The following is a 24,109-nucleotide window of genomic DNA, read 5'->3' on the forward strand; positions in this document are numbered from 1 at the left end:
GCCTCGCGGTGAAGCGCCCGGCAAGGCAAGGCGCGCCGGCCCGCGCCCTTATTCCGGCAGGAAGTCGGGCACAGACAGATAACGCTCGCCGGTGTCATAGTTGAAGCCCAGCACCTTTGCGCCGGCGGGCAGGTCCGGCAGCTTCTGCGCGATCGCCGCCAGCGTGGCACCCGAGGAGATGCCGACCAGCATGCCTTCCTCGCGCGCGGCGCGGCGGGCATAGTCCTTGGCATCGGCCGGATCGACCTGGATCACGCCATCCAGCAGCTGGGTGTGCAGGTTCGCCGGGATGAAGCCGGCGCCGATGCCCTGGATCGGATGCGGGCCGGGCTGGCCGCCGCTGATGACGGGCGAGAGCGTGGGCTCCACCGCATAGACCTTCAGCGCGGGCCACGCCTTTTTCAGCACCTGCGCCGTGCCGGTGATGTGGCCGCCGGTGCCGACGCCGGTGATCAGCGCATCCAGCGGCGTATCGGCGAAATCGGCCAGGATTTCCTGCGCGGTCGTGCGCACATGCACGTCGATATTGGCGCTGTTCTCGAACTGCTGGGGCATCCAGCTGCCCGGCGTCTGCGACACCAGCTCCAGCGCCCGCTCGATTGCGCCCTTCATGCCCTTTTCGCGCGGCGTCAGGTCGAAGCTCGCGCCATAGGCCAGCATCAGGCGGCGGCGCTCGATCGACATGCTTTCGGGCATGACGAGGATCAGCTTATAGCCCTTCACTGCCGCCACCATGGCCAGGCCGACGCCGGTATTGCCCGATGTCGGCTCGATGATCGTGCCGCCGGGGGTGAGCGCGCCCGATGCCTCGGCCGCCTCGATCATCGCGAGGGCGATACGGTCCTTGATCGACCCGCCGGGATTGGTCCGCTCCGACTTGATCCAGACCTCCGCATCGGGGAACAGCCGGCTGACGCGGATATGGGGGGTATTGCCGATCGTTTCGAGAATGTTGGACGCTTTCATGCCTTCTTCTCCTCAGATGGGTCGTCCGTCCGCATGTCGGGTAGGGCGAAGGTGCGTGCAAGCCTGAGTTCGGGGAAAAGTTTCGCCCAGGCAAGCGTAATGACGATGGCGCCGATGCCGCCGGCGACGACGGCCGCCACCGGGCCGATCAGCGCGGCGAGAAAACCCGACTCCGCCTCGCCCAGTTCGTTGGACGCGGAGATGGTGAGTTGCGACACGCTGGAGACCCGGCCGCGCATCTCGTCGGGCGTGTGCAGCTGGATCAGCGACTGGCGGACATAGACCGAAATCATGTCCGCGCTGCCCCACACCAGCATCGCGCCCAGCGCGACCGGCATGGCAAGGACATGCGGCAGGAAGGCGGTCGCGCCGAAGGTCGCGGTGGCGAGCCCGAAGACGACGACCGCGATCAGCATCTTCAGCCCGACCTCGTTGCGCATCGGCCGCACCGAGAGGATGAGCGCGGTCAGGCCCGCGCCGATGGCGGGCGAGGCGGCGAGATGGCCCAGCCCCGCCGAGCCGACATGCAGGATGTCGCGCGCATAGACCGGCAGCAGGGCCGTGGTGCCCGCCAGCAGCACCGCGAACAGATCGAGCGTGATCGCGGCAAGCACCAGCCGGTTGCGGCGGACATAGGACAGGCCGTCGATCATCTGGGCGATGGGCTTGCGGCTGGTGTCGCGCGGAGGCTGCGGCACCTTGCCGATGAACATCAGGAAGACGAGCGAGACGATGAACAGGCCGGTCGCCAGCGCATAGGCGCCCCAGGGGGCGATGGCATAGGCATAGCCGCCCGCCGCCGGCCCGATGATCATGCCGGATTGCCACGCCACGCTGGAAATCGCGATGGCGTTGGGCAGAACCTCCTTGGGCACCAGATTGGGGGCGAGCGCGCTCAGCGCCGGGCCGTTGAACGCGCGCGCCACGCCCAGGAACATCGCGACGCCGAAGATCATCGGCAGGCTGACCCAGCCTTCATAGGTGGCGACGCCCAGCATCGTTGCGGCGCCGATCTGCAGCAGCAGCGTGGAGCGGGCGATGAAGCGCCGGTCGAAATGATCCGCGACCCAGCCCGTCACCGGCGTCAGCAGGAAGAGCGGCACGAATTGCGAAAGGCCGATCAGGCCAAGCTGCGCGGCCGCGGCCTGCGGCCCCATGGTTTCGCGGGCGATATTATAGGCTTGCCATCCGATCACGATCATCATCGCGAACTGGGCGAGGACGGCGCACAGGCGCCCGACCAGATAGGACCGGAAATTGGCGAAGCGCAGCGGATGGCGTGATGGTTGGGGAGGCATGTGTGCCAGTCTTTAGTCCCGACCGTCGCACGTTCGCAACCGCTCGCCCGGGGAATATTCGCTTGGGCCTTCAATAGCCGACATAGCGGCCGGGGCGGTGGTTGACGATCAGCACCAGGCTGATCGCGAGCGCGGAGACCGCGGACAAAGCGAAACGGTTGAATTCCAGCACCGGGAAGGACAGCCCCAGGATGACGGCATCGGCCATCAGCTGCGTGCGCCCCGCATTCCAGCCGCGCGCGCGGTGCAGGCCCAATGCCACCACGCCGATGCCGCCCACGCCCGCGCCATGCCGCGCCAGCGCCAATATGCCAAAGCCGATGATGGTGCCGCCGAACACGGCCGCATAAAGCGGGCTGAGCCAGCCGATCGCCATCACATGCGGCATGCCCGCCGCCATCAGGGTGATGGCGACATTGGCGATGATGGTCTTGATCGCGAAGCTGCGGCCCATCCACCGCCAGGCCAGCAGGAAGAAGGGCAGGTTGACCAGCGTGAACAGCGTACCGGGCGACAGCGGGACGAAATAGGACAGCAGCAGCGCCACGCCCGCCATGCCGCCCGTCACCAGATCGGCCTGATGCAGCAACGTCAGCCCGAGCGCGATGAACGAGGCGCCAAGGACGATCGCATAAAGGTCCTCCGGCCAGCTATGGGGGCGGGGATTGGGGACGATATGGGAAAGGGCGGGGCGTTCTGGCATGGCTGTCCTGTCGATGACGCCTCGGCTCTCATCCCCCGATGGAGCCTGTTTGGCCCTTCTGTGGCTGCTCTAGCGCCGCCGCGCCGGGATGGCCAGATGTCTCCTAGGACGGATCGACATTCAACTCTCTTGAATGATTGGGCTATATTTATTCCAATTCGTCATGCTGAACGTGTTTCAGCATCCATCGCGCCTCCTGAAACCATCACGCATGTGGAGGAATGGATGCTGAAACACGTTCAGCATGACGATGGTCCTGGCTGTAACCAGCCTGCCTCTTTGTGAATGTCGATCCATCCTTGCCCGGCATGGTCCATGCCCGGCATCGCTCCCCCGGCAAGGGGCAGGCAGGCCGCGCCTCAGGCGCCGGTCGTCCGTACGCCTGAAAGGTCCATCATCCGGCCATTGGTCACGATCACCCGGTCGCCGAGTTTCGCCTGTGCAAACAAAAGCTTGGCGAAGGCTGTGGGTACGCCGATGCAACCATGGGTGGCCTTGTCCCGCGCCACCTGGCTGCCGTGGATGGCGACGCCGTCATTGGTGAGGCGCAGCGTATAGGGCATCGGCGCGTCATAGAGGCTGGACCAGTGATCGGCATCCTTCTGGAGGATGGGAAAGACGCCCAGCGGCGTCGGCATTTCGTCCGCGCCATAGGCGATCACGGCCGCGCCGATCTCATAGCCGCCACGGAAGACCGAGAGCGTCTGCGCCTTGAGGTCCACCGTGATGACCAGCGGGCCGGCCGGCACGCCCTTGTCGTCCCACAGCCAGTCGCCATGGCGGAACGGGCCGGTGATGGTCAGCACCCGCTTGATGACCAGGGGATTGTCCTGCCGGGCGGCGACGGCGGTCGGCGCGGGGGCCGCGGCTTTGGCGAGCGTCGCCGCCTTGGCGTGCTTTGCCACGGCTGCCGTCCGCGGCGCGCCGGGCACGTCGGAAGGCGCCCGTGCGGCAAGCCCTGTCGCTATGCCAGCGACCGCCACCAGCACCAATCCACCTGTCAGTTTCATTGTCGCCGTTCCTGATTCCCGCAGTGCCTGTTCACCGCATCCTCCCTGCCAAAAAGCCGGGAAAACAGCCAGATGCCTATTTTCGCTGTGCCGCTGCGGGACGATAGGGGGTGCGCGGGTTAACGACGGAGGAAGTCTCTATCGGCCCCCTGTAGGCCCCAGTTCAAGGCCCCAGTTCAAGGCCCATGTTCAGGCATGCGCGATGTCGGTCCGGCGCAGGGCCCAGTCGCGCGCATGGCCCTCTTCGGCGCGGGTGAACACCTCATAGGCAATGCCGGGCAGCAGCTTGCTCTCGATCTTCGCCGCCGTGCGTATCCAGCTTTCATCCGCGATCAGGGCAACCCGGTCCAGCGCCTTCATGATGCGGAACAGGGCGGGCAGATGCTTCAATTCCTCCAGGAACAGCGACAGATGGAGGTCTGGCGCGCCGCGCACATCGGCGATCATGTCCAGCCGGTCCGTGCCCTCCAGCACCGCAACGACATCAGCGATGACGCGCGGGATATCCTCGCGGGCAAGGGCACCGTCGACGATGATCTCGACGGCATTGGGGGTGAGCGGGCGGGTGGTGATCATGGGACCTCTCCCTTCATCCCGGCGACACGAAACTGTCCATCACGCGCTTGCGCCCGGCGGTTTCGAAGTCGATTTCCAGCTTGTTGCCCTCGATCTCGGCAATCGCGCCATAGCCGAATTTCTGGTGGAAGACGCGCATGCCGATGGACAGGTCGCTGCGCCCCTTGTTGCCCAGGCTGACGGCGGATTGCCGCGCCTCGACAATGCGGGTGGGTTCGCGGACGAACTGGCCGGATGTCTGCGCGCGCTGCCAGCCCGGACCGCGCCCGGTGCCGCGCCCGACATCGGCGAAGGGATCGGCGCGTTCCGACCAGTTGGCGCGCCAGAGCGAGGCGCCGCCGGCCATGCTCGATTGCGTTTCCACATGGGCGGGGGGCAGTTCGCCCACGAAGCGGCTGGGGATGGAGCTGGTCCACTGGCCGTAGATGCGGCGATTGGCGGCATGCAGGATGATGCAGCGCCGCCGCGCGCGGGTGATGGCGACATAGGCAAGCCGCCGTTCCTCCTCCAGCGCGGACAGGCCGCCTTCGTCCAGCGCGCGTTGCGAGGGGAAGATGCCTTCTTCCCAGCCGGCCAGGAACACGGTGTCGAATTCCAGCCCCTTGGCAGCGTGGATGGTCATGATCGTGACCTTGCGCTCGTCCCGCTGCGCCTCATTGTCCATGACGAGGGAGACATGCTCCAGGAAGGCGCCCAGCGTCTCATATTCCTCCATGGCGCGGACGAGTTCGTTGAGGTTTTCAAGGCGCCCCGTCGCTTCCGTGGAGCGTTCGGCCTGCAGCGCGGCGGTATAGCCGCTTTCGTCCAGGATCTGCCGGGCGAGTTCCGCATGGGGCAGGTCCTTCGCGCGGTCGCGCCAGCGGGCAAGGTCGGCGACGAAATTGCCCAGCGCCCGGCGGGCCTGCGGGGTCAGCTCGTCGCTGTCGAGGATGCGCGCGGCGGCCAGCGTGAGCGGCGTGCCCTCGGCACGGGCGAGGCGATGGATCTTCTCCACCGCCTTGTCGCCAAGGCCGCGCTTGGGCACGTTGACGATCCGTTCGAAGGCAAGGTCGTCGGCGGGCTGGTTGACGAGGCGCAGATAGGCGAGCGCATCCCGGATTTCCGCCCGCTCGTAGAAGCGGAAGCCGCCGACGATGCGATAGGGCATGCCGATGGCGATGAAGCGGTCTTCGAACTCGCGGGTCTGGTGCTGCGCCCGCACGAGGATGGCGACATCGTCCAGGCTGCCGCCGCGATGCTGGATCGTCTCGATCTCGTCGCCGACGCGGCGGGCCTCCTCCGGCCCGTCCCACACGCCCAGCACCTGAACCTTTTCGCCCTCGCTCTCCTGCGTCCACAGCGTCTTGCCCAGCCGCCCGCCATTTTCGGCGATCACGCCGGAGGCCGCGGCCAGGATATGCGGGGTGGAGCGGTAATTCTGTTCCAGCCGCACGATCTTCGCGCCGGGGAAATCCTTTTCGAAGCGCAGGATATTGGCGACTTCCGCCCCGCGCCATGAGTAGATCGACTGGTCGTCATCCCCAACGCAGCAGATATTCCTGTGGCTTTGCGCGAGCAGGCGCAGCCAGAGATACTGGCTGGAATTGGTGTCCTGATATTCGTCCACCATCACATATTTGAAGCGCTGCTGGTAATGCGCCAAGACTTCGCGGTCCTTGCGCAGCAGGGTCAGCACATGCAGCAGCAGGTCGCCGAAATCGCAGGCGTTGAGCGCCAGCAGCCGCGCCTGATAGGCGGCGTAAAGCTGTTTGCCCTTGCCATTGGCATAATGCTCGCTCTCGCCGGCATCGACATCCTCGGGGTTCATGCCCCGGTTCTTCCAGCGGTCGATCAGGCCGCCCAGTTGGCGCGCGGGCCAGCGCTTCTCGTCGATCCCCTCGGCTTGGATCAGCTGCTTCATCACGCGCAGCTGGTCGTCGGTGTCGAGGATGGTGAAATTGCTCTGCAGGCCGATCAGCTCGGCATGGCGGCGCAGCATCTTCGCGCCGATCGCGTGGAAGGTGCCCAGCCACGGCATGCCCTCCACCGCCGGGCCGATCATCCGGCCGACCCGCTCCTTCATCTCGCGTGCGGCCTTGTTGGTGAAGGTGACGCACAGGATTTCCGACGGCCAGGCCCGGCGGGTCGCCACCAGATGGGCAAGGCGGGCGGTGAGCGCCGCCGTCTTGCCCGTGCCGGCGCCGGCCAGCACCAGCAGCGGCCCCTCGGTGGTGAGCACCGCCTCGCGCTGCGGGCTGTTCAGCCCCTGCAGATAGGGCGGATCATCGGGCGAGGGCGCGGGCAGGGGGACGGAAGCTGACATGATGTTGAACAATTAGGGAACGCTGGCCTCCGGGGCAAGGGCGATGCTGTGGGGCGATGGTGTCTGCCCGGCAATTGCTGTAATGAGAACAAAAGGCGAATCGATCATGGGAGGATATGACATGCCGTCTGGAGGATGCCATTGCGGCGCCATCCGCTACACTGTGGAGGGCGAAGCCGAGCACAGCGCGCTGTGCCATTGCAGCGACTGCCGCAAGAGCGCGGGCGCGCCGATGGTCGGCTGGGCGCTGTTTCCCGCGGACAAGGTGCGCATCACGGGCGATCCGGTGCGCTATCGCTCGTCCGAACATGCGACCCGCTCATTCTGCGGCACATGCGGCACGGGGCTGTTCTACACCAGCGATGCGATCTTCCAGGGGAAGATCGACATCCAGACGGCGACGCTGGACGATCCCGATGCCTATCCGCCCACCGCATGCATCCAGGTGGCGGAAGCGGCGCACTGGATGGAAAAGCTCCCCGCCTTGCCCAGGTTCGCGCGTTTTCCGGGATAGTTCCGGCCGGGATGATGCTGGTGGGCGCCGATCGGTTGGCGTCAGCGGAGGCACGCCCGGTCGCGGGCGGAACGGCGGCGGCGGAACGCAGGGCTGTGCCGCCACGTTGGCGCGGTTCCATCAGGGGGTGACAAGATAAGGAGTAGAACCTGATGAAAGCCGCAATTCTCTCTGGCATCGCGATTCTGGCATGGCCCGCAATCGCCTTTGCCCAGACGGACCCGCAGACGGCCACGCCCAACGACATGAGCGCGCAACAAATGCCCCAGTCGGGCCAGTTGCCGCCGCCTCCGCCGCCGCCCGCCGACCCCAATGCCGGTGTGCCCGAGGGGCAGGTGCCGCCGGCGCCCGCTATGGTTCCCGCCGATCCCAATGCGCCGAAAAGCCCGGCTGCGCCGGTCGGCAGCGCGGCCAATCCCGTCATGGTCGGCGGCAACGCCACGCCGCCGCCCGAAGCCAGGGCCGACTATCCCCTGTGCAGCAGGACGGTGCAGGACAGTTGCATCAACCCAGGTGAAGCAAAGGGGAAGATGCGCCGCAAGCGCTGACCTCTGCGGGCACGGGGCGGGGCATGGCGGCGATCAGGGCCGCCAGCCCCGCCTTGTCCCGCACGGCATCGGCCAGGCTGTGTTCGTCCAGCACGGCCATGAATGCCGCCATCGCCTTGCTGAAAATGCCCGACAGGCCACAGGCGCTCCGGATGGCGCAGACCGCGCAATCGGCGGGCCGCATATCCGGCTCGGTCGTGCGCACGACAGTGCCGAGCATGATCTCTTCCGCCGGTCTGGCAAGGGCGAAGCCGCCGCCGCGCCCGCGCTGCGTCGCCAGGAATCCGTCCCTCGCGAGTTGGTTGACGACCTTCATCAGGTGATTGCGCGACAGGTCGTGACCGGCGGCCACATCCGCGATCGTGGCGCGCCCGTCCGGGCTGGCCGCGAGGTGGATCAACAGGCGCAGAGCATAATCGGTGTGAAGGGTCAGCCGCATCGCCCGATCCTAGCCTGCCGGACCTTCAACATCAAAACATATATTACAATTGCATCTTTCTGATGGCGCATATAGATGTATTTCATATGCACATTAAAAGGAGCCAAGCATGACCGCGAATCTGAGCCCTGAAACCATCGCCATCGTCAAATCCACCGGCCCGGCCCTGCAAAAGCATGGCGTGGAGATCACCACGCGCATGTATGCCCGGCTGTTCGAGGATGCGCAGGTCAAGGCTCTGTTCGATCAGGCCGCGCAGGAAAGTGGAGAACAGCCCCGCCGCTTGGCCGCCGCGATCCTTGGCTATGCGCAGAATATCGATCGGCTGCAGGCGCTGGACGGCGCGGTCGCCCGCATGGTCGCGCGCCATGTCGAGACCGGGGTGCGGGCGGAGCATTATCCCAAGGTGGGCGAAGCGCTGCTGCCCGCCATCCGCGATGTGCTGGGCGAAGAGGTCGCGACCGACGCCGTGCTGGCGGCCTGGGGAGAGGCCTATTGGTTCCTCGCCAACCTGCTGATCGGCAAGGAAGCCGAAGCCTATGCCGTGGCGGCCTAGCGTGATTTCGAGCCAGATGGCCTCATCTGGCGACTCGGAAATCACGGAAAAAGCTCCAATCCGCTGCCTGGCTTCAGGCGGCGGCCATCACTCCGCGCGCAGGATGTGCAGGCGGGCCTTGCCGATGTCGCGGACGGTATCGGCGACAAAGCCCTTCACCGCCACATCCTCGCCCCGGCCGGTTTCGATGCTGACCCAGGTGGCGGGCCCGGTCCAGCCGAGGCGCGCCAGCTTGTCGAGCGCGACCGAGCCGGCGCCCGTCGCATAGGGCGGGTCCATCAGGATCAGGTCGAGCGGCGCGGGGGCCGTGCCGAGCGACAATACCGAGCTTTGGCGGACATCGGGGCGCGCAAGGCCCAGTTTCGCGGCGTTGGCGCGCAGCGTGTCGGCCGCCGCCTTGTCCTGCTCCACGAAGATGCAGCTTGCCGCGCCGCGCGACAGGGCTTCAAAGCCCAGCGCGCCCGATCCGGCGAACAGGTCGGCGATGGCGAGCCCTTCGAAGCTCCCCAGCCGACTGGTCAGCATGGAGAACAATGCCTCGCGCACGCGATCTGCCGTGGGGCGCGTGCTGTCCCCCTTTGGCGAGGCGATGGTGCGCCCGCGCCATTGGCCTGAAATGATCCTCATGACGCGTCGCGATCTCCGTCATATTTCCCTTTTTTCAAGGTGTTGCGGAAGACGGTCAGGTCATGCTCGCGCACCTCGAACACCGCGCCCACCGGCAGGTCGTCCAGCGCGAAGGGGCCGTAGCTGGTGCGGATCAGGCGGTTCACCTTCAGCCCCAGATGTTCCAGCACGCGGCGCACTTCGCGGTTCTTGCCTTCGGTCAGCGACATTTCGATCCACTGGTTGCGGCCCGTGCGGCGCTCCAGATTGGCGTGGATGCGGCCATAGCGCACCCCTTCGATCTCCACGCCCATGACCAGTTCCTCCAGCTGCGCCTGGCTCACCTCGCCAAAGGCGCGGGCGCGGTAGCTGCGCGTCACGCCGGTCGCGGGCAGTTCCAGCTGGCGCTTGAGTTCGCCGTCGGTGGTCAGCAGCAGCAGCCCCTCGGTCGACATGTCCAGCCGGCCGACGGGCATCACCCGGGGCAGGTCGGCGGGCAGGCGGTCGTAGATGGTCGGGCGGCCCTGCGGATCGCGCTCGGTGGTGAGATAGCCGACCGGTTTGTGGAACAGGAACAGGCGGGCGGGCGCCGGGGCGGCGACGGCGATGCTATCCACGGTCACGCCATGGAGCGAGGGGAGCAGGGTGGCCGGCGTCGTGAGAATGTCACCGTTCAGCGCGACACGGCCTTCGGTGATCATCCGTTCGACTTCGCGGCGCGACGCGATGCCGGCGCGGGCGAGCAGCTTGGCGATGCGCTGCGGTTCCTTGCCTTCGGCCGCGGCGGCATGGGCCGGATGCGGATTGATATTCGCTGCAGGCCCCTTGCCGCGCGGCGCCTTGGGCGGAAAGCGGCGGGATGCTTTTGCCAAAGCGCCGGTGTCGGTCGAGAGGCGCCGGGCTGCATCGTCCCGCGCTTTGGTCGTGCGGAGGGGGCGTGCGGCGCGCGGGGCGGTGTCATCCCCTGCGCTGGCGTTGCGGGCGGGGCGCTGGGGGAAATCGTCCCGCTCGCCGTCCCTGCGCGGCGCGCGTCGGGTTGTATCGTCCCTTGTCCCGGTCTTGCGCGCGGGGCGCGGGGGTGCGTCGTTCCTTGCGCCGGTCGTGCGTGCAGGGCGCGGGGCGGTGTCATCCCTTGCGCTGGCGTTGCGGGCGGGGCGTTGGGGGAAATCGTCCCGTTCGCCGTCCCTGCGCGGGGCGCGCCGGGTTGCGTCGTCCCTCGTCCCGGTCTTGCGCGCGGGGCGCGGGGGGGCATCGTTCCTTGCGCCGGCCTTGGGCGCGGGGCGTGGTCCCGCCTTTGCGCCAGCGGCCGCCTTGGGCCGTTCGGCGCGCGGCTGGGCGGGATCGGCGGGCTTGCCCTGAATCTTGTCGATCATCTTGTCCAGCATCTTGCCCCTGGCGGGCCCGGACGCGCCGCGTCCGCCCCCGGCCCGTGGGTCGGGCCGGCCTGATTGCGGTCGTCGGTTGTTTTTCTTGGGCGGTTGCAGAAACAGCTTCCTTTCATCGGCGTGGCGAACGTGCGATTTATGGCACGGAGCAACCCCGTTTGTGGCATAATTCAGGGCAATTGGTCGCGGGCGGGCGACCCGGCGCGCCCTGTTGGCGTTTGGCTGGGGGTGATGGCGCAAACAGGGCGGAACGGCAATGTTTTTCGGACGGGCAAGCAAGGCGATCAGGCGGATTCTCGTCGTGGAGGACGAACCGATCGTCGCCTTCGACATCGAGCATTTCCTGACGGTTGCCGGTTATGGCGTGGCGGACACGGTCGACAGCTACGATCATGCGCGCGATGTCATCCTTCAGGGCGGGATCGACCTTGTCGTTGCGGACGTGAACCTGGCCGGGCAGGAGAAAGGCCAGCGCGACGGCATCGCCGTGGCCCGGCTGGCGCAGGAAAAGGACATCGCCGTGCTGTTCGTCACCGGTGCCTGCCCCATGGATGCGCAGCACCTGGCCCATGGCTGCCTCTCCAAGCCCTATGCCCAGCGCGACCTGCTGGCCGCGATCGAGGTGATCGACGCGGTATTGCGCGGCGCGAAGCTGCCCCGCATGCCGCATGGGCTGAGCCTCTTCAAACGCGCGCTGGACGACGACGCGGCGGCCTGAAGGCTGAGGATGGCCGCATCGCATCATTGCGCCCTTGCCAGCGCCGCGCCACCGCATATGGTGCGGGCGACATGAGTGACGGGGGCGTAGATGGCGACGAGTGAGGGTACGAAAAGCTGGCTGGATGCCGTCGTCCCCTATGTGAAGCCCGGTCCGCTTTCCGCCTTTTTTCTGGGGATTTCCTCCGGTTTTCCCTATGCGATGATCGGCGCGACGCTGACCACGCGGCTGGCGCAGGACGGTATCGACAAGAAGGCGGTGACGGCCTTCACGCTCGCCTTCCTCGTCTACAACCTCAAGCCGCTCTGGGCCTGGGTGGTCGACGGCGTGCATATCCCGGTGCTCGGCCGGCTGGGGCAGCGGGTGTCCTGGCTGCTGCTGGCGGGTGTGATGGTGATGGCGGCGGTGGCCAACCTGGCCCTCATCGACCCTTCGGACAGCTTGATGGCGACGGCCTATGCCGCGATCCTCGTCGGCTTTGCGGGGGCGACCTATGACATCGTGATCGACGCCTATCGCATCGAGCTGTTGAAGCCGGAGGAGATGGGCATCGGTTCCGGCATGACGCAATATGGCTGGCGCATCGGGTCGGTCGCGGCGGGTGCGCTGGCGCTGGTGCTGGCGGCGCGGATCGGCTGGCACGCGGCCTATCTCGCCTGCGCGGCCTTTGCCCTGCCGGCGATGCTGACCGGCCTTGTCATGGGCGAGCCCCCGCGGCATCGGGACACGACCACCCGCCGAGGCATGGGCGAATTGTGGCAGTCCATCGCCGGGCCGCTGGTGGAATTCTTCCAGCGCAAGGGTGCCGGCCTCGTCCTGCTGTTCATCCTGCTGCACAAGATCGGCGACACGCTCGCCAACCTGACCTTCCGCCTGCTGTTCGACGATCTTGGCTACAGCAATGACGAGATCGCGATCTACGACGTCGGCATCGGTTTCTGGGCCTATCTGATCGGCATTTTCGTGGGCGGCATCCTGTATGCGCGGATGGGGATGAAGCGATCCGTGCTGGTCAGCCTGATCCTCATGGCCGTTTCCAACTTCAGTTTCGCCGCGCTGGCTGCGGCCGGGCACAGCAACTGGGGCATGGCGGGCGCCATCGGGTTCGAGAATTTCGCGAGCGGCATCGGCGGCGTCACCGTGATCGCCTATTTCTCCGCGCTATGCGACCTGCGCTTTACCGCCGCGCAATATGCGCTGATTTCGGCGGCGTCCAGCATCGTGGGGCGGTTTGTCACCGGCACGACGGCGGGCGCGCTGATCGAGGCGATGGGCTATGTGAACTTCTACCTGATGACGACCGCGGCCGCCGTGCCGGGCATCCTGCTGTTCTGGCTGATGATGCGCGCGGGCCTGATCGACGCCAGCGTCGGCACGGCCGGTACGGAGGAGGGCGCGCCTGCATGATCTGGCTGGTTGCGTCGATCTGCATCCAGATCATCTGCGCGGTCCATGTCGTTCGCACGGGCCGCAACCAGATCTGGATGCTGTTCATCTTCCTCTTCTCGATCATGGGCTGCCTTGCCTATCTGATCCTTGAAGTGCTGCCCGGCTATTGGGGCAACCGCCATGTGCGGACCGTGCGCAGCCAGGCGATCGGCAGGATCGACCCGGAGCGCAGGCTGCGCGCCGCGCAGGATCAGGTCGCGCTTGCAGACACTGCCGCCAATCATATCGCGCTGGGGGATGCGCTGGCGGAGCTTGGCCGGCATCGCGAGGCGATCGTCGCCTATCGGGACGGGCTGGCGCGGTGGCCGGGGGAGGACTGGTCGACCAGCGCCAGGCTCGCGCAATCATTGTTCGAAACGGGTGCCAGCAGCGAGGCGCTGGCCTTGCTCGACGGGATGCCGGCGGCCGAAGCCGCGAGCGAAGAGGATCGGCGGCATTTGCTGCGCGCGCGCATTCTTGCCGACCTGGGGCAGGATGCGCAGGCGCGGCTGCTGTTCGAGGAGGCGATGAGCCGCATTCCCGGCGAGCAGGCGCGCTGCCATTATGCGGCCTTCCTGATCGCGCGCGGCGATCGGTTCCGTGCGCGGCAGATATTGGAGGAGGTCGAGCAGCGCGCGCGCCGGCTTGACCGGACCCAGCGCGCGGCGGAAGCCGAAATGTATCGCTGGGCCAGCGAACAGCTGAGCGCATTGCGTGCCGGCTAAATTGCGCGTCGGTTAATAAGCCTCGTAGATCGCCAGTGGCCGGCCAAGGTCGGCAAAGCTCTGCGCCACCGCCTGGATGCAGGTGAAGGCGCCGAGCGCGTTGTCCACGCCCATCAGGCCGGACACTCGCCGATGCGCGCCGGGCAGGTCCTCCAGCGCTTGCGCCGTCGCCAGGATCAGCGTCGCCTCGTCCGCCGTCATCCGCGCGCAGCAACAGGGCGCGACGACGATCTTGCGGAAGGATGCGCGGGCGATTTCCAGCATCATCGCGCGCATCAGCACCAGCGGCCGGCGATAGCTCTTGCCAAAACTGCCGAGCAGGGCGTTGGCGGCATGGGCGTCATTCACGCCACCCGCGGCCATGCGGCGCAAGACGAAGAGGAACAGGCGATGGCCCTGTCCTTCGGGCACGGGTTGATCGGCGATCCTGTCCGGGGTGGGACTCTTCGGGGTAGGACTGCGGGGGGACTGGCTCTTCTGCATTGCGGCGCTCCTTCACCTGTGCGGACAGGTGTAGCACCACGCTATTGCGAGTCAATCGCAATAATTAACGAGTCAGTCGGGAAGCTGATTATTGAGGCGAAGCACCTCTCCGGCAAGGTAGAGCGAGCCGCAGATCAACACCGGCGCGCCCGCGGGTGAGGCGGGGTCGGAAGGCGGGCCGTCGGCTATGGCAATGGCGCCGATCGCCTGCGCCGGCTGTTCATATGCCGTGCAGCCAATGCCCCAGCGCGCCGCGATCTGGGCGAAACGCGCGAGCGGGTGATGGGCATGGCCGGGCACGGGCAGGCAATGGATATGCGCGACCTTGCCCTCCAGCGGGGTAAGGAAATCGTCGATATCCTTGTTCTCCAGCATGCCGATGACAAGCTGAAGGCGCTGGCCGGCAAGCCGTTCGGCATCGAAGAATGCGCCCAGCATCTCCCCCGCGCCCGCATTATGCCCGCCGTCCAGCCAGACAAGGCGGGTCAGCACGCCATCCGCATCGGCCAGCGGGGCGAGTAGCGGGCCATTGTCCATCCGTTGCAGGCGCGCGGGCCAGTGCGCCCAGAGCGGCGCCGCGCGCAGTGCCGCTTCATGCACCGGAATGACCTGTTGATGGCGCAGCATGGCGATGGCCAGGGCAAGGTTCATCGGCTGGTGCTGCCCTGGCAGGCGCGGCAGGGGCAGGTCGATCCGCCCATCCGCGTCGCGATAATGCAGCCGCTCGCGATAGACCGCCGCATCCCAGCCCGATCCCATGGGCAGCCACTGCGCGCCTGCGCGGGCGGCGGTTTCGCGCACGGCGGCGCCTGCCTCACGGCCATAGCGCATGGTGACGAGCGGCACGCCCGGCTTGGCGATGCCCGCCTTTTCGGCGGCGATCTGCACCAGCGTGTCGCCCAGAAAAGCCTGATGGTCGATGCCGAGCTGGGCAATGCCGCAGACGGCGGGCGCGGGCAGCACATTGGTCGCGTCCAGCCGGCCGCCCAGCCCGACCTCGACGATGCAGGCATCCGCCGGCGTTTCGGCAAAGGCAAGGAAGGTGGCGGCGGTCGTCACCTCGAAAAAGCTGGCGTTCACATCCTCGGCCACATCCAGCACGCGGGCGAGCAGAAGCGCGAGCGCGTCATCCTCGATCAGCTTGCCGGCGATCCTGATCCGCTCGTTGAAGCGCACCAGATGGGGGGAGGTGAAGACATGCACCGTCCGGCCGTCTGCCTCCAGCGCGGCCCGCAGGAAGGCGCAGGTCGATCCCTTGCCGTTGGTGCCCGCGACATGGAAGACCGGCGGCAGCGCCAGATGCGGGTCGCCCAGACGCGCGAGCAGGATGGCGATCCGCTCCAGCCCCAATATGTCGGCGCCGGGCGAAAGCGACCACAGCCGGTCGAGCTGCGCCTGGACGGCGGCGTCGGTGGAAACGGCATGATCGGCCATGGGCTTATGCTATCCCCGATTCATGTCGGTTTTGTAGCCATGGGGCGTTGTGGCCCGTCCGAACGGCCTGTCCCGCTGGCCCATCCCCGCTGGCAAGGCCCCCGTCGTCATGGCGCCTAAGCCGCCGTCCGGCTCGCCATCAGATAACCGATGACCGTCGTCAGCCGCGCCTTCAGCTCATGGCGATGCACGACCATGTCGATCATGCCATGTTCCAGCAGATATTCGGCGCGCTGGAACCCTTCGGGCAGCTTCTCGCGGATGGTGCTTTCGATCACGCGCTGGCCGGCAAAGCCGATCAGGGCATTGGGCTCGGCGATCTGGATGTCGCCCAGCATCGCATAGCTGGCGGTCACGCCGCCGGTGGTGGGATCGGTGAGGATGACGATATAGGGCAAGCCGGCGGCATGCAGCTTCTGGATCGCCACGGTGGCCCGGGGCATCTGCATCAGGCTCAAAATGCCTTCCTGCATGCGCGCGCCGCCGGCGGCGGTCAGGATGACATAGGGTGCCCTGTCGGCGATCGCCGCTTCCACGCCCTGGATGAAGGCCGCGCCCACGCCCATGCCCATGGAGCCGCCCATATAGGCGAAATCCTGCACGCCCAGCACGGCGCGCGCGCCGTCGATGGTGCCGCGTGCGTTGATCAAGGCATCCGTCTCGCCGGTGGCGCTGCGCGCGGCCTTGATGCGGTCGGTATATTTCTTGGAGTCGCGGAAGCGCAGCGGGTCTTCCCTGACCTGCGGCGTGGGCAGGATGGCGAAGCCTTCATCCAGCAGCTGTTCGAAGCGCGCCTTCGGCCCGATGCGGCCATGATGATCGCATTTCGGGCAGACGGAGAGATTGTCTTCCCACTCCTTGGTGAACACCATCTGCCCGCAGCTGGCGCATTTGTGCCACAGATTGTCCGGCCCTTCGCTGCGCTTGGCGATGAAGGGGATGGCGTTGCGGACGCGGTTGATCCAGCTCATGAAACCTTCTCCTTCGCGACGAGGGCCTGGGCCAGCGACGCGACGAATTCCTTGATGAAGGGCGCGGCGGCATCGCCATGCGAACCCACGATATCGACAATGGCGGAGCCCACGACCACGCCGTCGGCCACCCGGCTGATGGCGGCGGCCTGATCCGGCCCGCGCACACCGAAACCGACGGCGACGGGCAGGGCGGTGGCGGCCTTCAGCTTGCCGACGGCGTTCTCGATTGTCGCCTGCGCGGCCTGCTGCTTGCCGGTCACGCCGGCGACGGCGACATGATAGAGGAAGCCGCTGGCGCCATCGAGCACCCTGGGCAGCCGTGCCGCGTCCGTGGTGGGGGTGGCCAGCCGGATCAGGTGGATGGCGGCGGCGCGCAGGGCGGGGCCGAGTTCGGGGTCTTCCTCGGGCGGCAGGTCGACACAGATCACGCCGTCCACGCCGGCGGAGACGCATTGCGCGGCAAACCACTCCGGCCCGCGCACCAGCATCGGGTTGGCATAGCCCATCAGGATCAGCGGCACCTGCGGATGGCGGGCACGAAAGGCGGTAGCGATGGCGAAGATGTCCTTCGTCTTCGTGCCCGACCCAAGGCTGCGCAGATTGGCGAGTTCGATCGCGGGGCCATCGGCCATCGGATCGGTGAAGGGCATGCCCAGTTCGATGATGTCCGCCCCCCCTTCGACCAGCGCGTCCAGGATGGCGGCGCTGTCGGCGGGCGTGGGATCGCCGGCGGTCACGAAGGTGATGAGCGCGGCGCGCCCTTCGGCACGGCAGGCGGCGAAGCGGGTGGAGAGACGGTCACTCATATTTCGACCCCCAACGCCTTGGCGACGGTGAAGATGTCCTTGTCGCCCCGGCCGGAAAGATTGACGACGATGATCTTGTCCGCATCCATGGTGGGCGCGACCTGCTCGGCGGCTGCGACGGCATGGGCGCTTTCCAGCGCGGGGATGATGCCTTCCAGCTTCGACAGGCTCTGGAAGCTCGCCATCGCCTCATCGTCGGTGATCGGCAGATATTGCACCCGGCCGATGTCGTGCAGCCAGCTATGTTCCGGGCCGATGCCGGGATAGTCGAGCCCCGCCGAAATGCTGTGGGCCTCGGTGATCTGCCCGTCCTCGTCCTGCAGCAGATAGGTGCGGTTGCCGTGCAGGATGCCGGAGACGCCGCCGTTGAGGCTGGCGGCATGCTTGCCCTGCAGCCCTTCGCCCGCCGCCTCGACGCCGATCATCGCCACGTCGGGATCGTCAAGGAAGGGGTGGAACATGCCGATGGCGTTGGAGCCGCCGCCCACGGGCGCGATCAGCAGGTCGGGCAGGCGGCCTTCCGCCTCCATGATCTGCTCCCGCGTCTCGCGGCCGATCACCGACTGGAAATCGCGCACCAGTTCGGGATAGGGGTGCGGGCCGGCGGCGGTGCCGATGATGTAGAAGGTGTCGTGGACGTTCGACACCCAGTAGCGCAGCGCCTCGTTCATCGCATCCTTGAGCGTCTGCGATCCCGAGGTGACGGACACCACCTCCGCGCCCAGCAGCTTCATGCGGAACACATTGGGCTGCTGTCGCTCGACATCCTTGGCACCCATGAAGATGGTGCAGGGCAGGCCGAAGCGCGCCGCGACTGTGGCGGTGGCGACGCCATGCTGGCCCGCGCCGGTCTCCGCGATGATCCGCGCCTTGCCCATGCGTCGGGCGAGCAGGATCTGGCCGATGCAGTTGTTGATCTTGTGCGCGCCGGTGTGGTTCAGCTCCTCGCGCTTCAGATAGATTTTCGCGCCTTTGCCTTCGGGCGCGCCTTCGCGCAGCGCATCGGTCAACCGTTCGGCATAATAAAGCGGGTTGGGGCGGCCGACATAATATTTCAGCAGAAACTGGAATTCGGCGTCGAAGGCCGGGTCCTGCCGGGCGGCGCGATATTCCTTTTCCAGCTCAAGGATCAGGGGCATCAGCGTTTCGGCGACATAGCGGCCGCCGAACGGGCCGAAATGGCCGCGCGCGTCGGGTTGGGTGCGCAGGCTGTTGGGCAAGGTGACAGTATCGGTCATGGTCGCTTCAATCTCTTTGGGCATGTTGGTCCGGTCGCTTCGATCAAAAGAGAAGCGTTCAGCGCCATCGTTTCCCGATGCGTGCGACTGTGGCGGGCGGCGTTACCATAGCGAAGCCGCATTGCAGAAGGCGGCGATCTTGTCCACATCCTTGATGCCCGGCGCGCTTTCGATGCCGGACGAGACATCGACCAGCGGCGCGCCGGTGACGGTGATCGCCTGCGCCACATTGGCGGGATCGAGCCCTCCCGAAAGGCCCCAGGGCATGGGTGGCCGGAAGTCGCGCAGCAATGTCCAGTCGAAGCGCAGGCCCATGCCGCCGGGCAGGTCCGCGCCCTTGGGCGTCTTCGCGTCGTAAAGCAGCAGGTCGGCCGCGCCCACATAGGCGGCGCCCGCGTCCAGATCCGGGCGGGTCTTGACCGCAATCGCTTTCCACACCGGAATGCCGAGGCGGCGGCGGATGGTGGCCACCCGTTCGGGCGTCTCCTGCCCATGCAGTTGGATGGCGGTCAGCCCGGCGGCGCGCACGATGGTGTCCAGCAGCGCGTCGTCGGGGTCGACCGTCACGCCCACCCGCTCGACATGCGCGGGCACCCGCATCGCGAGCGCGCCGGCGCGCTCGGCCTCCACATGGCGCGGGCTTTTCGGGAAGAACACGAAGCCGACATGGCTGGCACCGGCGCCGATGGCCGCATCCACCGTTTCGGGCGTCGAAAGGCCGCAGGTCTTGATGGCGAGTCGGGTCATGGCGGCGCTTTAGCCCCAAATCGCGGTCAAGGATATGCAGGAGCGCCCTCCGCCGGGGGCGTCAGGCCATGGCGACGTCGAGCGCTTCCGATGCTTCCACCCAGGTCGCCTCCGCCGCTTCCAGGCGCGATTCCACCTCGGCGCGGCGGCGCATCAGTTCGGTCATGGTCTTGCCCGCTTCCTCCGGCCCGGCGGAGGAAGGATCGAACATCGCCTTGTCGATGCGGGAGCGTTCCGCCGTCAGCGCGGTCATCGCCTTTTCTGCCTTGGTCACGGCATCGCGCAGGGCCTTGGCCTTTTCGCGCGCTTCGGCGGCGGCGCGCTTTTCCGCCTTGCGGTCGGCCTTGGGCGCATCGCCGCCCGAACCCGAACCATTGCTGCTGCGGCCCAGCACGAAGTCGGTATAATCCTCCATCGAGCCGGAAAATTCCCTGGCCGTGCCGCCATCGACCAGCATCAGCCGGTCGGCGACCAGCTCGATCATGTGCCGGTCATGGCTGACCACCACGACCGCGCCGGTATAGGCGTTGAGCGCCTGCACCAGCGCTTCGCGGCTGTCGACGTCGAGATGGTTGGTCGGTTCGTCCAGGATCAGCAGGCTGGGCGCATCGCGGGTGATGAGGGCCAGTGCCAGCCGCGCGCGCTCGCCGCCCGAAAGGCTGCCGACCTTCTGGATCGCCCGGTCGCCCGAAAAACCGAAACGGCCAAGCTGCGCGCGCACCGCGCCCGGCGTCGCGCCCTTCATCTGGCGGGTCATATGGTCGAGCGGCGAATCCGTGACGTCCAGTTCCTCCACCTGATATTGGGTGAAATAGCCGACCGTCATCTTGTTCGACGTCGTCATGCCGCCTTCCATCGCGGGCAGCTGCGCGGCGATCAGGCGGGCGAGGGTCGTCTTGCCATTGCCGTTGCGGCCGAGCAGCGCGACGCGGTCGTCCGGGTCGATCCGCATGTTGAGCCGGCGCAGGATCGGCGTTTCGTCATAGCCCACCGCTGCCATGTCCAGCGTGATCAGCGGCGGGCGCAGCTCGGCCGGATTGGGGAAGGTGAAGGCGAGGGTGGGGTCTTCCATCGCGGCGGCGATGGGCTGCATCCGGGCGAGCGCCTTGGCGCGCGATTGCGCTTGCTTGGCGGTGCTGGCGCGGGCGGAGTTGCGGGCGATATAGTCCTGCAGCTTCTCGCGCTCGGCCTGCTGCTTGGTGCGCTGCGCCTCCTGCTGCGCCAGCCGCTCGGCCCGCTGCCGCTCGAACGCGTCATAGCCGCCGGGGTAGAGCATCACCTTGCCCTGTTCCAGATGCAGGATATGGTCGACCACATTGTTCAAAAGGTCGCGCTCATGGCTGATGACGACCACGGTCGCGCGATAGCTTTTGAGGAAATTTTCCAGCCACAGCGTCGCTTCCAGGTCGAGATGGTTGGAAGGCTCGTCCAGCAGCAGCAGGTCAGGTTGCGAAAAGAGCAGCGCGGCCAGCGCCACGCGCATCTTCCACCCGCCCGAATAGCTGTCCAGCGGACGCCCCTGCATCTCCTCGTCAAAGCCGAGGCCGACGAGGATGCGGGCGGCGCGGGCCGGGGCGGTATAGGCGTCGATGGCGTTCAGCCGCTCGTGGATCTCGCCCAGCCGGTCGGGATCTTCGCAGGTCTCGCTTTCGGCGGTCAGCGCCTCGCGCTCCTTGTCCGCCGCCAGCACCGTCTCGAACGGCGTCGCGGTGCCGGAGGGCGCTTCCTGCGCGATATAGCCCAACTTCGTGCCGCGCGGCATGTCGACGGAGCCGTCATCCGGGTCGATCAGGCCGATCATCGCCTTCATCAGCGTGGACTTGCCCGCGCCATTGCGGCCGATCAGGCCCACACGGCTGCGCGGGGGCAGGGCGACAGTCGCACGATCAAGGATGACGCGTCCGCCAAGGCGGACGGTGACAGCATTCAGGTTCAGCATAGGCGCGCCGATAGCATCATCTGCGGGCGAGCGTAACGGGAAATGCAGCAATCGCGTTCATGGCGGTTGACCATGCGCCCGGCGTCGCCATCTTTGGCACCCAACAGGAGCCCGCTCATGACGATCACCGTGTCCTATACCCAGCATTATATCGACGGCGCATGGGTCGACAGCGATGGCGGCACGCCGCATCAGGTGATCGACCCCGCGACGCAGGCGCCCTGCACCAACATCACGCTGGGCACCGCGGCCGATGTGGATCGCGCGGTGGCTGCGGCGCGCCGGGCCTTTGAGGGATTCTCCGGCGCTAGCCGTGAGGATCGGCTGGCGCTGCTCGACCGGATCATTGCCGAATATAAGGCGCGAATGCCGGAGATTGCGCAGGCGATCTCGACGGAAATGGGCGCGCCGATCGATTTCGCCCGCACCGCGCAGGTGCAATCGGGGCTCGGCCATCTGCTCGCCGCGCGCGCGGTGCTGGAGACGTTCGATGTCGAGGAACGGCTGGGCCAGGCGCTGGTGCTACAGGAGCCGATGGGCGTCGTCGCCATGATCACGCCCTGGAACTGGCCGATCAACCAGATCACGGTGAAGGTTGCCTATGCGCTGGCCGCCGGCTGCACGATGATCCTCAAGCCTTCGGAGGAAAGCCCCGCTTGCGCTGCGATCTTTGCCGAGGCGATGGATGCCGCCGGGGTGCCGCCGGGCGTGTTCAACCTGGTGCAGGGCGACGGTCCGACCGTGGGCGCGGCGCTGGCCGCCCATCCCGATATCGACATGGTGAGCTTCACCGGATCGACGCGGGCCGGCATCGCCGTGGCGAAGGCGGCGGCCGACAGTGTGAAGCGCGTGGCGCAGGAGCTGGGCGGGAAGTCGCCCTTCATCGTGCTGCCGGGCGCGCCGCTGGCCGAGGCCATGCGCAATGTCGTGGGCCGCATCCTCTCCAATAGCGGGCAAAGCTGCATCGCGCCGACCCGGCTGCTCGTTCATGCGCCGGACCATGATGCCGCCGCCCAGCAGGCAGCGGCGCTGATGGCGGCGGCGCAGGTCGGCGATCCAGCCTCGCCCGGCCGCCATATCGGCCCGGTCGTCAATGCCGGCCAGTGGCACAGGATTCAGGGGCTGATCGAAAGCGGGATCAAGGCCGGCGCGACGCTGATGACCGGCGGCCCCGGGCGGCCCGACGGGCTCGACCAGGGCTATTATGTCCGTCCGACGCTGTTCGCCGGTGCGGACAACGATATGGAGATCGCGCGGGAGGAAATCTTCGGTCCGGTGCTCACCATGATCCCCTATGCCGATCTGGACGATGCCGTGCGGATCGCCAATGACACGCCCTATGGCCTTGCCGCCTATGTCGCCGGCGACCCGCAGGAGGCCGCCGCCATCGTGCGCCGCCTGCGCGCGGGCGCGGTCTATGTGAACAAGGCGGGCATGGAGACGCTGGCGCCCTTCGGCGGCTACAAGCGCTCGGGCAATGGCCGCGAATTCGGGCGCTACGGGCTTGAGGAATTTATGGAGCGCAAGGCGGTGACGGGGCTGCCCCTGTCATAGGTGGTTTTGTATCTCGTTTTTTGTGTTCCTGCGAAGGCAGGAACCTAGGAATGCCCCTGAACCAAGTTCAGGGTGACGACCTGCCGATGGCATGACCTTCATTGCGATCATACGAACCCCTTGTCGCAGCCCTTTTCTCATGGGTCGCCGCCATTTTCCGCACCCTATGAACGTCGACCCACTGTCTTGATCGGCAGCGCCGTGTCCTAAATCCTGGCGACCAGTGCCTGTGTCGGCGTGCTGATCGCCAGCGTCGCCGCGCCGTCGATCAGCCAGCATTCGCTGCCCGACCAGGGCTGTCCGTCGATCAGGCCCGTGCCGCTCAGCGGGATGAACCAGCTCTGGCCCGCCTCTATCGTCACCTGCTGCCCGGCATCCCATGCCATCATGTCGAGCGTGAAGGGCTTGCCGACGCCATCGACCAGCCGTTCCTCGCTGCCCAGGGGGATGGTGCGCTCGGGCAGCGCATAGGGCTCCGCCTTGCTGACCGCCACGCCATCGTCCAGATGCAGTTCGCGCGGCCGGCCATAATCGTAGAGGCGATAGGTCACGTCGTTGTTCTGCTGCACTTCGACCAGAGTCACGCCCGCGCCGATGGCATGCACCGTGCCGGCGGGAATGTAGAAGAAGGCGCCGGGCGCAACCCGCTTCCAGTCCATCTTCGCCTCGATCGATCCGTCGAGCGCGGACGCCCGCAGCATGTCGCCGTCCAGCGGTGCAAGCGTACCGATGCCCAGCCGCGCATCGGGCTCCGCATCGAGGATATACCAGCATTCCGATTTGCCGCCCTGCAACCCGCGCTGCGCCGCTTCCGCGTCGTCCGGGTGCACCTGGATGGACAGATTCTCGCTGGTGAAGATATATTTGACCAGCAAGGGCGGGTGGCGCCCCTGCGGCCCGTCGAACCAGATTTCGCCGATCTTCCGGCCGTCCGTCGGCGGGAAGACGGACGGGATGCCGGTTCTTCCCCAAGGTTTTTCAACCAGTTTGGTGTCGAGTCTGATCGCGGTCATGACAAAGGGCTCTACAGGCTGACAGAAGCCGATGCGAGGTCCATCTGGCGCATAATCGCTCCGAAACGGGGCATGAAAAGCTTCTGCATGGAAAGAGGGGAAAGGTTACTCTAGGCTGTGTGCAGTGCAGCATAAGAATCCGTGATT

At 66.8% G+C, this 24,109-nt stretch carries 24 protein-coding genes; 7 read left to right on the forward strand and 17 right to left on the reverse strand.

Going from position 1 to position 24,109, the window contains the following annotated elements:
- Positions 1-48: 48 nt before the first annotated feature.
- From cysK to WFP78_RS15685, 6 genes are all read right to left on the reverse strand, one after another.
- Positions 49-966 (reverse strand): cysteine synthase A, encoded by a 918-nt coding sequence (gene cysK / locus WFP78_RS15660; RefSeq protein ID WP_336964266.1) that lies wholly within the window; start codon positions 964-966, stop codon positions 49-51.
- Positions 963-2,264 carry an MFS transporter gene (locus tag WFP78_RS15665; protein WP_336964269.1) on the reverse strand — a complete coding sequence of 434 codons (1,302 nt, stop codon included), beginning with the start codon at positions 2,262-2,264 and terminating at the stop codon, positions 963-965. Before WFP78_RS15665 ends, cysK begins: the two co-directional genes overlap by 4 nt.
- Before the next feature lie 70 nt (positions 2,265-2,334).
- Positions 2,335-2,967 (reverse strand): YitT family protein, encoded by a 633-nt coding sequence (locus WFP78_RS15670; protein ID WP_336964272.1) that lies wholly within the window; start codon positions 2,965-2,967, stop codon positions 2,335-2,337.
- A gap of 359 nt (positions 2,968-3,326) precedes the next feature.
- Complete coding sequence (locus WFP78_RS15675; RefSeq protein ID WP_336964275.1) at positions 3,327-3,977, reverse strand: L,D-transpeptidase family protein; 651 nt, start codon at positions 3,975-3,977, stop codon at positions 3,327-3,329.
- Between the two features lie 189 nt (positions 3,978-4,166).
- Positions 4,167-4,553 carry a SpoIIAA family protein gene (locus tag WFP78_RS15680; protein WP_336964278.1) on the reverse strand — a complete coding sequence of 129 codons (387 nt, stop codon included), beginning with the start codon at positions 4,551-4,553 and terminating at the stop codon, positions 4,167-4,169.
- 13 nt (positions 4,554-4,566) lie between these two features.
- Positions 4,567-6,855 carry an ATP-dependent helicase gene (locus WFP78_RS15685; RefSeq protein WP_336964281.1) on the reverse strand — a complete coding sequence of 763 codons (2,289 nt, stop codon included), beginning with the start codon at positions 6,853-6,855 and terminating at the stop codon, positions 4,567-4,569.
- A 121-nt stretch (positions 6,856-6,976) separates the two neighbouring features.
- Here WFP78_RS15685 and WFP78_RS15690 point away from each other — a divergent pair, with 121 nt between their 5' ends.
- Both WFP78_RS15690 and WFP78_RS15695 read left to right on the forward strand, forming a co-directional pair.
- Entirely contained in the window at positions 6,977-7,369 is a 393-nt protein-coding gene (locus WFP78_RS15690) for a GFA family protein (protein ID WP_336964285.1), read from the forward strand.
- 152 nt (positions 7,370-7,521) lie between these two features.
- Positions 7,522-7,917, forward strand: coding sequence for a Fe-S oxidoreductase (locus WFP78_RS15695; RefSeq protein ID WP_336964287.1), 396 nt, complete (start codon positions 7,522-7,524; stop codon positions 7,915-7,917).
- Here the strand turns inward: WFP78_RS15695 and WFP78_RS15700 are convergent.
- A complete protein-coding gene (locus tag WFP78_RS15700) occupies positions 7,874-8,356 on the reverse strand; it encodes an Rrf2 family transcriptional regulator (RefSeq protein WP_336964289.1) in 483 nt (160 codons plus the stop codon). The two genes, WFP78_RS15695 and WFP78_RS15700, sit on opposite strands and share 44 nt — an antisense overlap.
- A 109-nt stretch (positions 8,357-8,465) precedes the next feature.
- Between WFP78_RS15700 and WFP78_RS15705 the strand changes: the two genes are divergently transcribed.
- Positions 8,466-8,912, forward strand: coding sequence for a globin domain-containing protein (locus WFP78_RS15705; protein ID WP_336964292.1), 447 nt, complete (start codon positions 8,466-8,468; stop codon positions 8,910-8,912).
- 87 nt (positions 8,913-8,999) lie between these two features.
- Here the strand turns inward: WFP78_RS15705 and rsmD are convergent, their stop codons facing one another.
- Together rsmD and WFP78_RS23455 are read right to left on the reverse strand one after the other, a co-directional pair.
- Positions 9,000-9,539 carry a 16S rRNA (guanine(966)-N(2))-methyltransferase RsmD gene (gene rsmD / locus WFP78_RS15710; protein ID WP_336964295.1) on the reverse strand — a complete coding sequence of 180 codons (540 nt, stop codon included), beginning with the start codon at positions 9,537-9,539 and terminating at the stop codon, positions 9,000-9,002.
- Entirely contained in the window at positions 9,536-10,891 is a 1,356-nt protein-coding gene (locus WFP78_RS23455) for a pseudouridine synthase (protein ID WP_419722981.1), read from the reverse strand. Before WFP78_RS23455 ends, rsmD begins: the two co-directional genes overlap by 4 nt.
- 268 nt (positions 10,892-11,159) lie before the next feature.
- Here WFP78_RS23455 and WFP78_RS15720 point away from each other — a divergent pair, with 268 nt between their 5' ends.
- The 3 genes from WFP78_RS15720 (at position 11,160) to WFP78_RS15730 (ending at position 13,774) form a co-directional block, all read left to right on the forward strand.
- A complete protein-coding gene (locus WFP78_RS15720) occupies positions 11,160-11,621 on the forward strand; it encodes a response regulator (protein WP_336964299.1) in 462 nt (153 codons plus the stop codon).
- A 90-nt stretch (positions 11,622-11,711) separates the two neighbouring features.
- Positions 11,712-13,028 carry an AmpG family muropeptide MFS transporter gene (locus WFP78_RS15725; RefSeq protein ID WP_336964302.1) on the forward strand — a complete coding sequence of 439 codons (1,317 nt, stop codon included), beginning with the start codon at positions 11,712-11,714 and terminating at the stop codon, positions 13,026-13,028.
- Positions 13,025-13,774 (forward strand): tetratricopeptide repeat protein, encoded by a 750-nt coding sequence (locus WFP78_RS15730; RefSeq protein WP_336964304.1) that lies wholly within the window; start codon positions 13,025-13,027, stop codon positions 13,772-13,774. The genes WFP78_RS15725 and WFP78_RS15730 overlap by 4 nt, the downstream gene beginning before the upstream one ends.
- Before the next feature lie 12 nt (positions 13,775-13,786).
- Here WFP78_RS15730 and WFP78_RS15735 read toward each other — a convergent pair whose 3' ends face one another.
- The 7 genes from WFP78_RS15735 to WFP78_RS15765 all read right to left on the reverse strand — a co-directional run bounded on the left by WFP78_RS15735 (position 13,787) and on the right by WFP78_RS15765 (position 21,395).
- On the reverse strand, positions 13,787-14,257 hold the full coding sequence (locus WFP78_RS15735; RefSeq protein WP_336964306.1) for a DUF6628 family protein: 471 nt from the start codon (positions 14,255-14,257) through the stop codon (positions 13,787-13,789).
- 72 nt (positions 14,258-14,329) lie between these two features.
- On the reverse strand, positions 14,330-15,691 hold the full coding sequence (locus WFP78_RS15740) for a bifunctional folylpolyglutamate synthase/dihydrofolate synthase (protein WP_336964309.1): 1,362 nt from the start codon (positions 15,689-15,691) through the stop codon (positions 14,330-14,332).
- Between the two features lie 116 nt (positions 15,692-15,807).
- Positions 15,808-16,662 (reverse strand): acetyl-CoA carboxylase, carboxyltransferase subunit beta, encoded by an 855-nt coding sequence (accD, locus tag WFP78_RS15745; protein WP_336964312.1) that lies wholly within the window; start codon positions 16,660-16,662, stop codon positions 15,808-15,810.
- Positions 16,659-17,471: a tryptophan synthase subunit alpha gene (gene trpA / locus WFP78_RS15750; protein WP_336964314.1), complete on the reverse strand. Its 813-nt coding sequence runs from the start codon at positions 17,469-17,471 to the stop codon at positions 16,659-16,661. The genes accD and trpA overlap by 4 nt, the downstream gene beginning before the upstream one ends.
- A complete protein-coding gene (gene trpB, locus WFP78_RS15755) occupies positions 17,468-18,709 on the reverse strand; it encodes a tryptophan synthase subunit beta (RefSeq protein WP_336964317.1) in 1,242 nt (413 codons plus the stop codon). Before trpB ends, trpA begins: the two co-directional genes overlap by 4 nt.
- A gap of 102 nt (positions 18,710-18,811) precedes the next feature.
- A complete protein-coding gene (locus tag WFP78_RS15760) occupies positions 18,812-19,456 on the reverse strand; it encodes a phosphoribosylanthranilate isomerase (RefSeq protein ID WP_336964319.1) in 645 nt (214 codons plus the stop codon).
- 61 nt (positions 19,457-19,517) lie between these two features.
- Positions 19,518-21,395: an ABC-F family ATP-binding cassette domain-containing protein gene (locus tag WFP78_RS15765; RefSeq protein WP_336964322.1), complete on the reverse strand. Its 1,878-nt coding sequence runs from the start codon at positions 21,393-21,395 to the stop codon at positions 19,518-19,520.
- 117 nt (positions 21,396-21,512) lie between these two features.
- On the opposite strand from WFP78_RS15765, the gene WFP78_RS15770 reads away from it, so the two are divergent.
- Entirely contained in the window at positions 21,513-22,949 is a 1,437-nt protein-coding gene (locus WFP78_RS15770; protein WP_336964325.1) for an aldehyde dehydrogenase family protein, read from the forward strand.
- Positions 22,950-23,155: 206 nt separating this feature from the next.
- Here WFP78_RS15770 and WFP78_RS15775 read toward each other — a convergent pair whose 3' ends face one another.
- Positions 23,156-23,962, reverse strand: a complete 807-nt coding sequence (locus tag WFP78_RS15775) for a class I mannose-6-phosphate isomerase (RefSeq protein WP_336964328.1) — start codon at positions 23,960-23,962, stop codon at positions 23,156-23,158.
- Positions 23,963-24,109: the final 147 nt, after the last annotated feature.

Source organism: Sphingobium aquiterrae (genome assembly GCF_037154135.1).
GTDB classification, from domain to species: domain Bacteria; phylum Pseudomonadota; class Alphaproteobacteria; order Sphingomonadales; family Sphingomonadaceae; genus Sphingobium; species Sphingobium aquiterrae.